Genomic DNA, 15125 nt, shown 5'->3' on the forward strand with positions numbered 1-15125 from the left:
CTATCCAATTAACTCACGAGAAGAGAACACCTCATTTAGTCCTTTCCCACCGAACGCACTGATAGCACGATCGCATTTGTGTGAGTTCCTTTCTTTTAGATTTCATGCGCCTGTCACCTCATGTTTCCCTTCCCCAGATACGCTACAAACCCTGTGAAAAGGTTCCAGCACGCAGTTAATCCCCAGGACAACAACGAGCCCGACAAACAAACATCCGGCGAACAGGACCGGCCTCGCGGACAACGTACGGGCCTGAGCCGGCGCTCGTTCCTCAAAGGCGCAGCAGCCGGCGCAGCGTCCGTCGGCGCTTCTACTTTTGGTGGCTCACTTCTCCCCCGGTCTATTCTTCAGCAAATTGCTACCGCCGCACCTGCTGGTTCCCTCCAGGATGTTCACCACGTTATTTTTCTCATGCAAGAAAACCGTGCGTTCGATCACTATTTCGGTTGCCTCAAGGGCGTTCAAGGTTTCGGTGATTTCCACCCACTGCCTCAACGAACCGGCGGAACGGTGTTCGAGCAAAAAGACTCGCGCGGGGCCGTAACTCTGCCCTTCTCCATTCGAGACGCTGCCGGCCGCCAGTCAATGAACGCGGAAAATGTCGACGCTCTCGACCACGAATGGAAAGGAGGCACCTCTGCCTTACATGGCGGATGGTGCGATAACTGGATAGAGGCCAAAACACCCTCCACCATGGCCTATTACGACCGGCACGACCTGCCATTCCAATATGAACTCGCCGACACATTCACGGTGTGCGACCAGTACTTTTGCTCCGTGCCGACGAGCACGTCGCCTAACCGAAACTACTATTTCTCCGGCTACACGGGATTCGAGCCCGCGTCCCCGTCGACACGAGCTGTGGATAACCGAGCCTACGATGACGGACACCCCGGCTACGACTGGCCTTGCCTAGCGGAAATCCTGGATAATGCTGACATTGACTGGCGTGTATACCAAGAGTGGGACAACTTCACCGATAACAACCTCGAGTACTTCCGTTACACCAAGCGAATTTCGGAGAAAGCTTTCTCTGACTACAACGACTTCGGAGAGAATTACTACTCGGCGCTCGCCACCGCGACTGAAACGAACGACCACTCTACGGTGCAACAACTCACCGAGGAACTAACACGAAAGCTTAACCAGTTAACGCCAACGGAGCGACGTATTTTCGACCGCGCACTCTATCGCTCTGAGCCGCACACAATAACTCAGCGAGTTGAGCGCGACATCGCCGTAGGAACGCTACCACCTGTCTCCTGGATCGTGCCGTCGAGCAAGGAATCTGAACATCCGTCAGCCTCGTCACCACGAGCGTCGGCCAACCTTATTTATCGCCTCTTAGATGCTCTGGGAAAGCACCCTGATGTGTGGAAACACACCGTACTATTTATCACTTTCGACGAGAACGACGGATATTTCGACCACGTTCCACCACCACGACCACCACGGAGTGAAACAGACGAGTGGTACCAGGAGAAAGCCCTCGGCTTCGGCAACCGAGTGCCCATGATTGTGGTGTCTCCGTGGAGCGTCGGTGGATATCGCTGTTCAGAGGTCTTCGACCACACCTCTGCGGCACAATTTTTAGAGGCGTGGAAGGGAATTTCGGTTCCCACCGTGTCGCGATGGCGCCGCACAATTAGCGGAGACTTAACCAGTGCTTTTGATTTCTCCCACCCTCAGCCTTTTACACCTACATCCCAGCCACCACCGATGACGGAGCTGGAGCCGCGCTGGCACCCCCAGCCACCAAAAAAGGGCATTATGCCACAGCAAGAAGCAGGCCGACGTCCTCAGCGACCCCTGCCCTACCGACTATCTGCAGCAACTACGGAGCAATCCTCCGATAAATCTATCCGGCTCCACCTGACTAACGACGGTCCTGCCACCGCGAATTTTCTGGTGTTTTGCTTCCACGAAGCTAAAGACCCGGTACGAATGACAAGCCCTATTCGGTTAGAAAACAAACGTGAGCCGAGCGACGAGACAAAAGACGACCTAGCGGAGCGTCGTGAGGGAACGGCCACAGTCAACCACCGTGTGGGCGCGGACGACGGCAATTTAGGAACACCTGGGAAAGACGTCATCGTGTGCGACGTTCGCGGCACGGTGACCCTTGAGATCCCCACAGCGAGAGACGGCCGCTACGCCATCGTCGTGAAAGGCCCAGCGGAGTTTCACTTTGAAACCAATGGCACCGTGCATCATTCGTACATACACTCTCCTCTATGACTCCTGATTCGGTGGACTCGCCACGACATCATGCAGCTTCCGCCGTGCCGTATGATCGCGGGCCCAGGCCCATTTTTCGTGGCCGCCTGCATGAAATTGCCGCCATCTATTTCGCAGGTACCTGTACCGCACTAGTGGCCACCACTGCTGCACTCCATAACAGTGCTCGATTCATCGCTGCCATCGTTCTTTACTCCGTGTGCCTGCTTGGAATGCTTACGGTGTCGGCCCTCTATCACCGAGTGCCATGGCAGACGAAACGGGCCGTGGATATATGGAGACGTGCGGACCACTCCATGATCGCCATTTTTATTGCGGGCACTTATGCGCCCGTCGCGGTGTACGCGTTTAACTCGATGAGCGACGGACTGTGGATCCTCCCTACTGCGTGGATCGCTGCAGGTGGGGCCGTCGCGATTAACCTTCTGTGGCCTAACCATCCCCGCTGGGTTGATGTCGTTATTTATCTTGTTTTGGGTTGGCTGGTGGTGGTAAAAGCCACTGCTCTGGTATCACTTGTGCCCGTTGCTGCCCTGGTCTTAATTATCGTCGGCGGGATTATCTATTCGCTCGGCGCCGTTGTGTACGGGATCCAGCACCCCAATCCGTCCGAACGCTGGTTCGGCTTCCATGAGGTGTTCCACGCAAGCACCATCGTCGCGGCCGCGTTGCACCACATTGCTATCTGGTTATTGGTGGTGAGCTAAGAGGTATCGAAGAGAACGCTCAGCTATTTTGCGGTTATAACCGATTACTTGGCTAGAGGTGGCGCGGACACTCTGTCGGTATTTAATCTTCGAAGCCGAAGTAACTTTAACCATTTAAAACGTTTGAGATTGTCCAGCAAACATTACTTTTAATAAAATAACTCTAAAGACATCGAGTATTTTGAAACTAACATACCCAGAGCGGAAGATCTGACCAGTTACGAGGAGCTCCTGTCCTCTCCAATGGGACGATTCGGTTGTCTGGATAAGCATCCAGTAGCTCTGGCAAACGCTTTGCCGGAGATAAATGAAGCTGACGGTGCAAGTATTGGATTAAGGATAGCTGACCAAACGTACGATTCATTTTCCCGGCTACTGAGCTCAGCCGTTGATCATCACTGAGCTTGGGCTTAATGTCATAAACACGGTTAAACATCCGAGCATGATGGGCGGCATAGTTGCGAACAATATTCAACGATTTAAGCCAAGATTCCAATTGGGGAGCAGTCAGCGCACATCGCTCAGCAATACGATTCCGCACGATGTTCGGCGACATTCCGAATAAATGAGACAACATCCCCCAGTCCATAATCTCCACTGCTGCCCATATCGGCAACTCACCACCGTATTTCCTTTTGTGGTGGGTAACAAAAACCTCCTTGGAATTTTCCAAGGCTCTTTCGTATTTGTCTAGCCAGACGTCATGTTTCCTACGATTATCTTTTCTACGTCGCTGTTCCGCCCGAGCTCCTAAACTCTTTGGATCAAGATAGACCAATGGATGAAGACGGCCCAATTCATATCCGAGCATCGTTCGAATAGCCATCTCAACACGATCTAGCTCCATAAAAACATCGTGCCGAAGTCGCTCGTCAAATTTATAAAGCTCGACTACTAAATCAAAAGATGAACCTTCGATGAAACTATTACACTTTCTCCGAGTGCCGTAGTCGAAGCGGCGCATCGGATACCAATACCCCGACAAGCGGTAATAGTTCAGCCACGCCAAAATATCCTTGGCGCGATCCTCATTCTCAATGTGCATCCCCCGTGCACAAAGGAGTTTGACCTGGTCATCGTAGGTCACGAAGCGTTTCGCCGGGCTCAATGGTCTGGTGCCTTTCTAAAACAAAGACCGGCCCTGGACTCCCATCGAAATAGGCAGCGGAACCGGTCATGTTGTAATTAAGGATACGTGCCGGTTAGCGAAAATACAACAAGCGCAAAGCACCCAGGGAACCAAGACCGAATTGAATCAACATCGGGGGATGACAACAAAAACCAAAACTAGTCTGGCCATAGTGCTTTCGATAAGAGATGAAGAAGTCTATGCAAACTACGGAGTGCGCGACGAGACCGCACTCCACAGCGCAATTGGTGCTGTACTTCAAACGTCTTTCCGCGAGCTAGCTTACAGCGACGCCTACACGCGAAGTGCAATACTACTGGGCTGGGCTACGATGCGTTCTGCGGTCCGCGAAGCCGTAACGAATCGGGTTTTGAGGCAGCTATGCAGCGGTGCAGGTGACCTATTATTTGGACATCTTTTGGACCCTTTCGGCTTCAAGAACGCCTCAAAGGTAACTTTCAACCCCCAACCTGCTATTTTGAGCTGGAGATGGGACTTGAACCCACAACCTACGGTTTACAAGACCGTTGCGCTACCGATTGCGCCACTCCAGCACACTGGGCATTGACCCGCGCCAAGCATGAATACCCGGCCAGGTTCCGTTAACCAGCCCCGCCATAATACACATAACTGCACCAACAACGAAACAAGTACCCCACCACCAGCGCAAACAATCCCTGGCTCCACCCCACTCGCCCGCACCATAGGTTCTGTCGTAGCCTGTGACCACAAAGATTCCTCACCCCACCGATCCCGATCAGCGAAGGCAACGGTCTCCCCATGGATTTTGTCTCAGGATTCAGCCAGGCATTCCGCCGCGTCGCTGGCTCCCGCGCCCCCGGCACCACCGCCGGCGGGTCCAATCCTGTCGCCACCATCGACGCCGTCAAAGCCGCCCCGGCACCGTCGCCGCTAAAACCCATCGACTTCACCAATGCCGACGAAATCAACGCGGTGCTCGACCTCGCCGCCCGCATTGGCGACGTCCTCCTGGCCAGCGGCATGAGCAACGGGGACGTCAAAGCCCATATGCACGCGATCACCGAAACATACGGTATTCACGACGTCCACGTCGACATCACCCTCAACACCCTCATGCTGTACACCACCATGGGACCCACGGAAGGCGCGCTCTCGGCGTTCCGCGTCGTCAGTAAACTCAGCATGGACTTCGCCCGATTAGAGGAAATCGACGTTCTTGTCCGACGCATCCTCACCGGTGGATTCACGCGGGCCGAAGCTGCCGACGAACTCCACGAAATCGTCACGGCGCCGCCGACCTACAACTCGGCGTTTGTGCTGATCATGTGGGGCGTTTTCACCGGATCGGTGGCGTTCATGATCGGTGGACACCTACCCGAGGCCATCATTTCCTGCCTCTCAGCCATCGTTATCATGTGGGGATCCGCGGTGCTGGCCGGACACGGGCTGCCGTTGTTCTTCCAAAACGTCTTCGGCGGGCTGGTCGCCCCCGTCCCCGCCGCCCTGGCCTATCACGTGGGCCAACATTATGGAATAGAAGTCAACCCGTCGGTCTGTATCGGTGCTGGAATCGTCGCCATGCTGGCCGGGCTCACCCTGGTTCAAGCGCTCCAAGACGGCATCACGGGCGCGCCGGTCACGGCGTCTGCACGATTCTTCGAAGCCGCGCTCTCCACGGGCGCCATAATCGCTGGCGTTGCCTTCGGGCTCAATATCGCTTCCCGCCTGGGCATTCCTCTCCCCGGATTTGAGGGGTCGGCGTCCACCAACGTCGTGCAAAACGTGGTTATTACGGTGTCCGGGGCACTGGCGGGCGCATTCTTCGCGGTCGCGTGCTTCGCGCGCCTGCGATCGACCGTCATCACGACGGTCACCACCCTCATCGGTGCCGCGATTTACTACATGATCCTCATCCCCATCGGCTTCGGAACCATCGCGGCCTCCGGCATGGCCGCCACGCTCATCGGACTTTTCGGTGGTCTGCTCTCCCGCCGGTACATGATCCCACCGCTGATTACCGCAGTCTCGGGCATTACCCCACTCCTGCCCGGTTTCGCCCTCTACCGCGGCATGTATTCGCTCCTCAACGACCGGCCGTCCATCGGGTTCTCTTCCATGGCCACTGCCTTTGCCATCGCCACGAGCCTGGCGGCGGGCGTCGTTCTTGGTGAATGGATTGCGCGCAGACTACGACGGCCCCGCATCGCCACTGCTTACCGCGGAGTCCGCAACATCGTCCGACGGCCGCTCGCGGTGAAGGCGCGCACCAACGGGTCGCGCGTCAATGGCCCCCGGGCTAATGGCCAACGCACCAATAGCCGCGGGGCCCCTCGGACACCGAACACGGGATCCATCCGGGCTCGCTGGCGCAACCGTTCCTACCGAAACACAAAAGTGCGCTCGCAGTGGCGTCGTCGATAAGAACCGGAAAAACCCACGGTGGCGGCTACCACGAAACCCGCCGCGTGAGCTACCATTACTCTGTTCACCATCCATCCCAGGAGGATTTTCCAGGAGGATTTGTGCCCCCCAAGGTCACTGATAAACGGGCAACCAACGCAGAATCACTGCACGCCGTCGAAGAAGAAACAGCTATCGCGGCCCAACGCATCGTCGCTACATATGCAGAGGACTTCTTTGACTACACCACGCTGACCAGCATGCTGGGCGTCGAACCCAAAGGGCTGATCTACCGTCGAGTCGCCAAAGAACTCGGCGAACCCGAAATCCCCGGCAAGAAACCGGAGAAGAAAGCAGCCAAGAAGTCCAGCAAGAAATCGACCGGTAAGAAGTCCACCGGCAAGGGCACAAAGAAAACCAGCAAGAAGTCGACTAAGTCTTCAGCAAAGAAGAGCACGAAGAAGTCGACCAAGAAGAGCACCAAGAAAACTACGAAGAAATCGTCCGGATCCGCGGCGAAGAAGAGCACGCGGAAATCCACCGCGAAAAAGTCGACGGCCAAGAAATCGACGGCTAAGAAGTCCTCATAATTAGTCGGGGTAATTAGAAGCGGTATTGAGCTTTGGCTACTTAATAGGGCCGGGCTCGACGGCACGACAAGCAGCGACCACCTAATGCGCCACACGCGCGGAGGCGGTCGCTTTTGCATTGCGGGGGTGGTCGTTTTTCCGTGATACGACAAAAGTGTGTCCGCGTGCCGGAAAACTGCGCGGGTATATCAGAGTCGGTGGTGAAAACTGCGGGGGAATATGGTTAAAAAATGGCCGAAAATTGACCATACACTCCCGCACTTTTGGGCTTCAGGTGTAGCTTCCCTGCAGTTTTCTGTGTACCGGCTCCTGATTCCGCGCGTCGGCGCTTCGCGCCCCACGATTCTGTCCGCACCGCCTTCTGTCGTATTACCCTCGCTGTTGCTGTCACCCCTTAGCGCGGCACAACGACGATGCCGAGTGCTCGGCCATCTAGGCCGTCGCGAACACCTTTCCGCTGAGAGCCTTGACGGTTCCCGCAGAGGCCGTTAGCCAGTGGAGAGTTAGAAGGACGAGGAACCCGAGGCTGACCCAGTTCATCCATTCCCAGCCCGTCCCGTGTGAAAGAAGATGACTACCCAGGCACAACGTTCCCACTGGGAATGTCAGCGCCCACCACGAAGGGCTAAAGGGCATGCGTCCAGCAAATCCTCGAATTGTGCAGAAGGCTGCGTAGGCAATCAGTGGTATTCCACAAGCAAGGATCACCTGCCCATAAAGGTTGGCCGCCGCCTGAACCCACTGCTGCCCCGCCGGAGTAATCACTGCGTCGATCTGGTGAGCAATGGCCTGAGCTGCCGCCGTGGATTGGCCGACGATACCGAGCGGAATCCACGCCGAGGCGGACGCTGCCAGTGGTAGTGGTGAGCGTCGCCAGGCATGTTCGTAGGCCACAACAAAAATGATGGCGCCAAGGGTCAGGGCAACGAAAAAACAACCGACGCTCACGATCAGCATGGTCATACGAAGTGACATCGTCGAAATATGGGAGAGCTGGCTTGCGCCGGTTGTCGCAGACACCATCGGCGGAACGATGGGTAGCCCCCAGACCGGACGCGGTTCGGACCAGCGATTTCGCACGACTACCAACGCGAAGCCAAACGCTGTCACGATGCCGAGGATGGTGCCGATCCACCAGAAGGTGAGATCAATGCTCCACCCGAGGCCTTGGAGAGGCGCTAGCCACTGGATCGGATTCGCAGCTGAGTTATGCGATCCGGCCCCAGAATTGGTGAGCTCATCAAGAACAATGGGGGTAGCTGAGCCAAGAGAGAGTATCCCCATCGACACCATTCCCCAAGCCGTGCATTGCTCGGGGTGGACGATCGACTGGTGGAAAACCTTAAACTGACGAAGACACCGCCCGACGAACCCCACGGTCAGGCCAATAAACGCGATCCACCCGATAACCAGGACGACTGCAGCGGCCGTCAGAGTAACGTCGGCAAGAAAGCTACCTTCCCCAAACCGAGGTAATGCGACAGAAACCAGAAGGTTAGCGAGAATCCCGGTACCCATAATCGAGCCGAACCACGCGGGGCCGGCCGGTGGGACGATGGCAGGTTGCCGACGAGGGCGAGGGTGGGACCGGGCTGGGCGGATACGAGAGAGCACGGGCTCGGACGAGGCAGTTTCAGTAGCAGTCATGGTCATGGCAATGAGCCTATGCATCAACATTTAGCCTGAACAGACACTATTTCTTTAGGTAGTCACAAGTATTTCCTGTGACTGTCACAAGTAGCCTAGGATGGGCCCATGTCGCTCGCTCAAATCCCCGATCTTCGGACCTTGGAAATACTGATCGCTATCGCCGATACAGGATCCCTCGGTGCGGCGGCGCGGCAGATGGGCATGACTCAGCAAGGTGTTTCTGAGCGAGTGCGCAGCGCCGAATCTATTCTGGGGTTCACCCTGGTCAGCCGCACACCACGGGGAACGCATCCCACGCCCCAAGGCAGGGAATTTATCAACCACGCTCGCGATGTCATCCGCAGCGCGAACAGCTTGGCAGACACCGTTTCCTTCGACAAAGACCCTGCTCATCACATTATTCGAGCGGCTGCCAGCCAGACCGTCACCGACCACTACATTCCGCGCTGGATTGCCCGCCTCACCGACACGCACCCCGGAGTCCGGTTTGCCATAACGACGGGCAATAGCCAACAGGTAGCCCACACGATTGCCAGCGGGGACGCAACGATTGGGTTTATCGAATCCCTCACCCTGCCGGAACTCAAAGGCATCCCTACCGAGGATTACTTCGAGAGCACGGTCATTACCACCGACTATCTCACCCTTGTGGTCCGACCTGATCATGAATGGGCCGAGCTCGGTCACGTATCTCCGCTCACGGTCGCCCAAACGCCGGTCATCGTCCGCGAACCCGGTTCAGGTACCCGGTCCGCCATCGAGCGCGTCCTCCCCCAGGCTCTTCAAGCACCCTTCGCCGAACTTGAATCAGCGACCGCCATCAAGTCAACAGTTTTGGCGACGCGGGTACCAGCGATCCTTCCACGCTGTGTGGTGGAACAAGAGATAGCCGACGGCCGGTTAAGCGAAATCACTATCGACGACACCCGTCTGTCACGGCCAATTCGGGCCTTGTGGAGGAAGGGCACAACGCTACGCGGATCCGCGCGCACACTCCTGGAGGCGGCGCGGGCCAGCGCGGCTCGGGCTTCGGCGACGAGGACCAGCGCAACGCGTGCCACTGCAACACGTGCCAGCGCACGAGGGCGAAAAAGACGCTGAGATCACAGCGACCGCGGAGCTAGGCCGCAGTCGCTGCATTGGCTCCTTCGGCACTACCCTGGAAGACAGAAACATCCGGAGCACCCATCAACCCAAACGAGGTACCAACACCATGCCTTCAACCGACAACACCACCGGCACCGACACGCACGCCGACGCATCCACCGACGACACCGTGAAAGACACCTACTCGTTCATCGTCGTCGCTAACCGTTTACCCGTCGATATTGAGATCGACCCCGACGGCACCAAGCACTTCGAACCAAGCCCGGGTGGCCTGGTCACCGCGCTCAAACCCGTCCTCAAAGAACACGAAGGTGCATGGATCGGCTGGCCCGGCGCGACATCCGAAGGCCCCACGGCAACCCCCGTCGCCGACCCGTTCACGACCGACGAAGGCATCACGCTGATCCCGATGGGCCTGACCAAGAGGGATTACAGCGAATACTACGAGGGGTTCTCCAACGCCACATTGTGGCCCCTATACCACGACTTGATCGTGACGCCGATTTTTAACCGCGACTGGTGGGTAACATATCGCGACGTCAACACGCGCTTCGCCATGGAAGTAGCCCGGCGCGCAGCGGAAGGCGCAACAGTGTGGGTGCAGGACTACCAACTGCAACTGCTGCCCGGCATTTTGCGACAAATGCGCCCGGACCTGAAAATCGGTTTTTTCCTGCATATTCCGTTCCCACCAGCAGAGTTATTCCGGCAACTTCCGTGGCGTGAGGAGATCGTCCGTGGCCTGTTGGGGGCAGACGTTATCGGTTTCCATTCCATTCACAACGCAACGAACTTCTTGGAGCTGTCCCGCGACGTCGGGGGGTTCGCGACACCCAGTACGGGACAGCCGGATAGCCTCCCCGTCCGTGGCAAAGCCAGCATGAGGGAAATTACCGCCACGATCACCGCATCCGACGGCCGCCCCGTCGGCGTCGGTGTATTCCCGATTTCTATCGACACGAAGTCAGTGACTGCCGCCGCCAAAGACGCCGACGCGGAGAAGGTGCGTTCTCAACTGGGCAACCCAGAAACCCTGATCCTCGGCGTCGACAGGCTGGACTACACCAAGGGAATCCTCCAGCGTCTCGAAGCGTACGAGGAGCTCCTGGAAACCGGTGCGCTGGACCCCGAGACCACCACGTTCGTGCAAGTGGCAACGCCATCGCGCGAGCGGATTGAGCATTACAAGGTGGCGCGTCGGCAAGTGGAAGAAGCCGTCGGGCGGATTAATGGCCACTTCAGCAGCATTGGGCACTCCGCGGTCACCTATATGCACCGGTCTATTCCTTTCCAGGACCTCGTGTCCTACTACAAGGCGGCCGACATTATGCTGGTCACGAGCCTGAAGGACGGCATGAACCTCGTCGCCAAAGAGTATGTGGCGTGTCACCCGGATGGCACGGGGTCGCTGGTGCTCAGCGAGTTTACGGGTGCCGCGGCTGAGCTTGATGGAGCGTTCCTGTGCAACCCGCATGACATTGATTCGATCAAGCGGCAGGTTCACTCCGCAGCGGTGGCGAAGAAAGAGGACCTGCGTGACCGCATGATGTCCATGTTCAACGAAGTGACCGAACACGACGTCCACGCCTGGGCATCAGCATTCCTCGACTGCTTAGAGAGCGACAATGACTAACAGCATTCCCGACGACAACTCCGCGGGCGACGACCCCGCTGACGACTCCGCCGCCACCCCTTCCGACGCAAAGCCCTCCACCGCGCACGTCTTCATGGAGGACACGGAGGAAGATATCGAATGGCCCGCGGGGAAACGACTCCTCTACGCCATGTTGGACGCGGGCTTGGACGCACCCTACGGCTGCACCGAGGGCGAATGTGGCGCCTGCCAGTGCGTCGTCGAACCCCATGACAATGCAACAACACACATGGTGCACAACAATGTGCTGGATGAGTACGACATCGCCGACGACATGACCTTAGCCTGCCAAACTGTGTCCGACACTCCTGGCGGAAAATTCGACGTCAGCTACGACTTTTAGGAGAACGAGTGTTTACCCCGTCCGATGACATTAACCGGGCCCTTCGCACCGCTGCCCACAGCCCCACACTGATGCTGGCCAGCGACTTCGACGGCTGCTTAGCACCGCTCAACAAAGACGCCATGGCCGTCACCGCGAATCCCACCGCCATGAATGCCATCATCGACCTCGCCCACATGCCGCACACTTTCGGCGCACTCGTCTCCGGGCGGGACATCTCGAAACTCGAACGCCTCGCCCGCCGCACCGGACCACAGGGACAAAACATTGCCGACGACGGCCCCGATGATGTTCGCGACATCTCCGGAATAATTCTGGCGGGGTCTCACGGTGCTGAAGCAAATGACGGCAGTGGCGTCGAGCCCAATGAGGAGCAAAAGAAGCTCCTTGGGCGGATGATCCGTGAGGCACATGCCGTGGCCGATAGCGCTCCGCACTCGGGCATGTTTGTGGAGGAAAAACCGCTGGGTGTCGGCCTGCATGGTGTGGCGATGAATAATGACGAGCTGGAACGCCAGCTGCAGCAAAAGTTCGCTGACATCCTTGATTCGCTGCTGGATGGGACGACGGGGTCCTACATGTACGGCAAGCACATTCTGGAAGCGCAGATCATGGAGGTCGATAAGGGCAAATGGCTGGAAAGCGCCCGCGACCGGTACAACGTTGACGCCATCGTGTATGCGGGCGATGACACGACCGACGAGAACGCGTTCCGCGTCCTTCATGGCGATGATGTGTCCATTAAGGTCGGTGACTCTCACACCGCGGCTGTGTTGCGTGTTCCGGATACCGACGCTATTGCCGACGTATACCAGCGCTTGGCCACCATGCGGCGGGAGTACCTCACTGAGAACGGAGTGTTATAGCGGCGACGACGTTAGAGTGCGGCGTTACCGCGGCGGGCCGACCGTGCGCCCCGTGATCAACGTCGTCTCCAACAGCGTGTGTGAACCGCGGGTTGCCGATGCCTGACCGCGGGCACCACCAGAGCTGATAGATGTCACCGTGCTCCTGGAAGAAGACGCGCCGGTGCTTCCTTTTCCCCGTGTGGCGTCGGAAATAAGGTCCTGAAGAACGTGACCAGCCGTCCGCCCTTTGTCCTTGTTCGGCTGCGACACCGTGGTGATCTGCTGCTGCACAGCGAGGTCGATACCGTCGAACCCGGTAACCGATAGGTCGCCCGGCACGGACAACCCACGAGCAGCAGCGCACTGCATCACCGCCAGCGCTAAGGAATCCGTTGTACATGCCACGGCGGTCAAGCCCGGGTGCGCATCCAATAACGCGCTGGCGGCATCGCGAGTGCCGTCGGCGTCGTTGATATAGCACTCCACGATCGGAATGTCCTCCGCCGAATCCGGGTGGGCACCGCGGATCACATCGACGATGCCCTCAACACGGTGTTTCTGCACATGCATGTGGGCAGTACGCAGGCGCTGCGGGGACACCTCGCCCGCGTTGGCCTCACGGTCAAGACGAATGCACAACACACCAATTTTCCGGTGGCCGGCGTCGATAAGCTGTTGAACCCCGGGCTGAATGGCAGCGTGGTCATCAATGCCGACGAAAGCGTAATCCTTCAGCTTCGGTGTGGAATACGGCTGATCGCACACGACAGTCGGGAGGCCGCGCGAGGCCACAACCTCCAACGTGGGATCGTCCGAGGCGACCGAATACACCACGAAACCGTCGACGGCGGCTTGCGCCACGCGGTTAATTCCCGACGCGGCACGCCCGGGAGCAGCGGGAATGAGCACCAGGGAGGAATCCAGAACCTGGCAGGACTCCGCCAAGCCCGCCAAGAAATCGACCGACGAGCGGTCCTCGAAAGCGTAGGTGAGTTCGTCCGTAAAAAGGACGCCGATCGCGTCTGCCCGGCGCGTCCGCAGAGAGCGGGCGGCAGGATCTGGACCGGAATACCCCAGCTTGTCGGCGGTGGCGAAGATGCGGGCGCGAGTTTCGGGCGACAGATGGTCGGGTTTGTTGTAGGCGTTGGACACCGTTGTGCGCGACACCCCGACGGCCTCCGCGAGTGACGCCAACGTAGCCTTATGACTATTTTTCGGGGATCGCCGCGGACTCATGTGTAGCAATCTTAGACCTTCGACACTACCGGGAAGGGGCTTTCGCGCATTCCGGGGTGAGGGCAGGCTTGCTGGGTGCGGGCGCTTGGTTTCTGTTTTGCGCCCATGATCTGTTTTCTGCCCTGAGGTGTGCCCGAACTCTTTTGGTTGTCAATAAGCCGCATTATCGGGGCTGGGAGGGGCTTAAGAAAACCAATTGACATCATATTTCATTAGTGGTTCATTGGGGGACATGCGAGCGATAAAAAATAGGCGACAGTCAGCACTAGCATTCATTTTCGCCACTGGGCTTCTTACCGGAATGGGCGGGCTCACGGCCTGCTCAGACGACTCCTCCCCGACGTCTGGTTCGTCGGACACTGTGAATGTCGTCGCATCAACCGCGCTGTGGGCCGACGTCGTCCACGACATCGCGGAGGACAACGACCACGTCAAGATCACGGGCCTGATCGAGGGCGATTCCGTCGACCCCCACGACTACAACCCCTCCGCCAAGGATATGGCGAAGATTAAGGACGCCGACGTCGTCGTCGGGAATGGGGCCGGGTACGACACCTGGCTGACAGAGCACGCCAGTTCCGACGCCACCGTCATCACTGCCCTCCCTCAGGAGGAGCATGATCACGACGGGGACGAGAATGATGGGCACGACCATGACGCGGACGCGCATGATGCGCATGATCACGAGAGCGAAGACGCGCACGATCACGACGCGAACAATGATTCCGACCTGCCCACCAACCCTCACGTGTGGTACGACGTCGCCACCGTCAACAGTTTTGCAACAAAGATTGCGGACACGCTGAATGACAAGAACGGCGATATCAAGGCGTCGACCAAGGACTTCAGCGACAAACTCCACGCTATTGATGAGAAGATCAAGGCACTGCCAGCCAAGAAGGTGGCGAGCACCGAGTCCGTCTCCGGGTACCTGCTAAAGGAATCCCCCATGGAGGATGTGACTCCGCACGGTTATCTCAGTGCGTCGTTGAAGGAGTCGGATCCATCCGCGGCTGATGTTGCCGAGTTCACGTCGCTCATCAACGATAAGAAAGTCGATATTCTGGTTAACAATCCGCAAACCGAAGATAGTGTGTCCAAGGACCTCGTCTCCGCTGCCAAGAAGGCGGGAATCCCGGTTGTGGATATCTACGAAACACCGGAAAAAGGCACCCACTACCTGGACTTTTTCTCTGAGGCCGTCCAACGGCTCCACGATGCCAGCAAGGAGTAAGACCAAC

General features: G+C 57.7%; 12 protein-coding genes and 1 tRNA gene. 9 read left to right on the plus strand and 4 right to left on the minus strand.

Annotation, left to right across the window (positions count from 1 at the left end; translation table 11 throughout):
- Positions 1-153 precede the first annotated feature (153 nt).
- Together JMN36_RS07565 and trhA are read left to right on the plus strand one after the other, a co-directional pair.
- Positions 154-2238 carry an alkaline phosphatase family protein gene (locus tag JMN36_RS07565; RefSeq protein ID WP_221924148.1) on the plus strand — a complete coding sequence of 695 codons (2085 nt, stop codon included), beginning with the start codon at positions 154-156 and terminating at the stop codon, positions 2236-2238.
- A complete protein-coding gene (trhA, locus tag JMN36_RS07570) occupies positions 2235-2945 on the plus strand; it encodes a PAQR family membrane homeostasis protein TrhA (RefSeq protein WP_221924149.1) in 711 nt (236 codons plus the stop codon). Before JMN36_RS07565 ends, trhA begins: the two co-directional genes overlap by 4 nt.
- Before the next feature lie 187 nt (positions 2946-3132).
- Here trhA and JMN36_RS07575 read toward each other — a convergent pair whose 3' ends face one another.
- Both JMN36_RS07575 and JMN36_RS07580 read right to left on the minus strand, forming a co-directional pair.
- Positions 3133-4032: an Abi family protein gene (locus tag JMN36_RS07575; RefSeq protein ID WP_236881746.1), complete on the minus strand. Its 900-nt coding sequence runs from the start codon at positions 4030-4032 to the stop codon at positions 3133-3135.
- Between the two features lie 523 nt (positions 4033-4555).
- A tRNA-Thr gene (locus tag JMN36_RS07580) sits at positions 4556-4628 on the minus strand.
- A 226-nt stretch (positions 4629-4854) separates the two neighbouring features.
- Between JMN36_RS07580 and thrE the strand changes: the two genes are divergently transcribed.
- Complete coding sequence (gene thrE / locus JMN36_RS07585; protein WP_221924151.1) at positions 4855-6477, plus strand: threonine/serine exporter ThrE; 1623 nt, start codon at positions 4855-4857, stop codon at positions 6475-6477.
- Between the two features lie 101 nt (positions 6478-6578).
- Positions 6579-7046 (plus strand): hypothetical protein, encoded by a 468-nt coding sequence (locus JMN36_RS07590; RefSeq protein ID WP_012731021.1) that lies wholly within the window; start codon positions 6579-6581, stop codon positions 7044-7046.
- A gap of 432 nt (positions 7047-7478) precedes the next feature.
- Here JMN36_RS07590 and JMN36_RS07595 read toward each other — a convergent pair whose 3' ends face one another.
- Positions 7479-8699 (minus strand): TDT family transporter, encoded by a 1221-nt coding sequence (locus JMN36_RS07595; protein ID WP_221924152.1) that lies wholly within the window; start codon positions 8697-8699, stop codon positions 7479-7481.
- 102 nt (positions 8700-8801) lie between these two features.
- Between JMN36_RS07595 and JMN36_RS07600 the strand changes: the two genes are divergently transcribed.
- The 4 genes from JMN36_RS07600 to JMN36_RS07615 all read left to right on the plus strand — a co-directional run bounded on the left by JMN36_RS07600 (position 8802) and on the right by JMN36_RS07615 (position 12666).
- Positions 8802-9797 carry a LysR family transcriptional regulator gene (locus tag JMN36_RS07600; RefSeq protein ID WP_221924153.1) on the plus strand — a complete coding sequence of 332 codons (996 nt, stop codon included), beginning with the start codon at positions 8802-8804 and terminating at the stop codon, positions 9795-9797.
- A gap of 112 nt (positions 9798-9909) precedes the next feature.
- A complete protein-coding gene (locus JMN36_RS07605) occupies positions 9910-11436 on the plus strand; it encodes an alpha,alpha-trehalose-phosphate synthase (UDP-forming) (protein ID WP_221924154.1) in 1527 nt (508 codons plus the stop codon).
- Complete coding sequence (locus JMN36_RS07610; RefSeq protein ID WP_221924155.1) at positions 11429-11800, plus strand: 2Fe-2S iron-sulfur cluster-binding protein; 372 nt, start codon at positions 11429-11431, stop codon at positions 11798-11800. Before JMN36_RS07605 ends, JMN36_RS07610 begins: the two co-directional genes overlap by 8 nt.
- A gap of 8 nt (positions 11801-11808) precedes the next feature.
- Positions 11809-12666, plus strand: coding sequence for a trehalose-phosphatase (locus tag JMN36_RS07615; RefSeq protein ID WP_221924156.1), 858 nt, complete (start codon positions 11809-11811; stop codon positions 12664-12666).
- Positions 12667-12690: 24 nt separating this feature from the next.
- Here the strand turns inward: JMN36_RS07615 and JMN36_RS07620 are convergent, their stop codons facing one another.
- Positions 12691-13884, minus strand: a complete 1194-nt coding sequence (locus JMN36_RS07620; RefSeq protein WP_221924157.1) for a LacI family DNA-binding transcriptional regulator — start codon at positions 13882-13884, stop codon at positions 12691-12693.
- Positions 13885-14116: 232 nt separating this feature from the next.
- On the opposite strand from JMN36_RS07620, the gene JMN36_RS07625 reads away from it, so the two are divergent.
- Positions 14117-15118: a metal ABC transporter solute-binding protein, Zn/Mn family gene (locus tag JMN36_RS07625; protein WP_221924158.1), complete on the plus strand. Its 1002-nt coding sequence runs from the start codon at positions 14117-14119 to the stop codon at positions 15116-15118.
- Positions 15119-15125 lie beyond the last annotated feature (7 nt).

This window comes from Corynebacterium pseudokroppenstedtii (assembly GCF_019754945.1).
Classification (GTDB): domain Bacteria; phylum Actinomycetota; class Actinomycetes; order Mycobacteriales; family Mycobacteriaceae; genus Corynebacterium; species Corynebacterium pseudokroppenstedtii.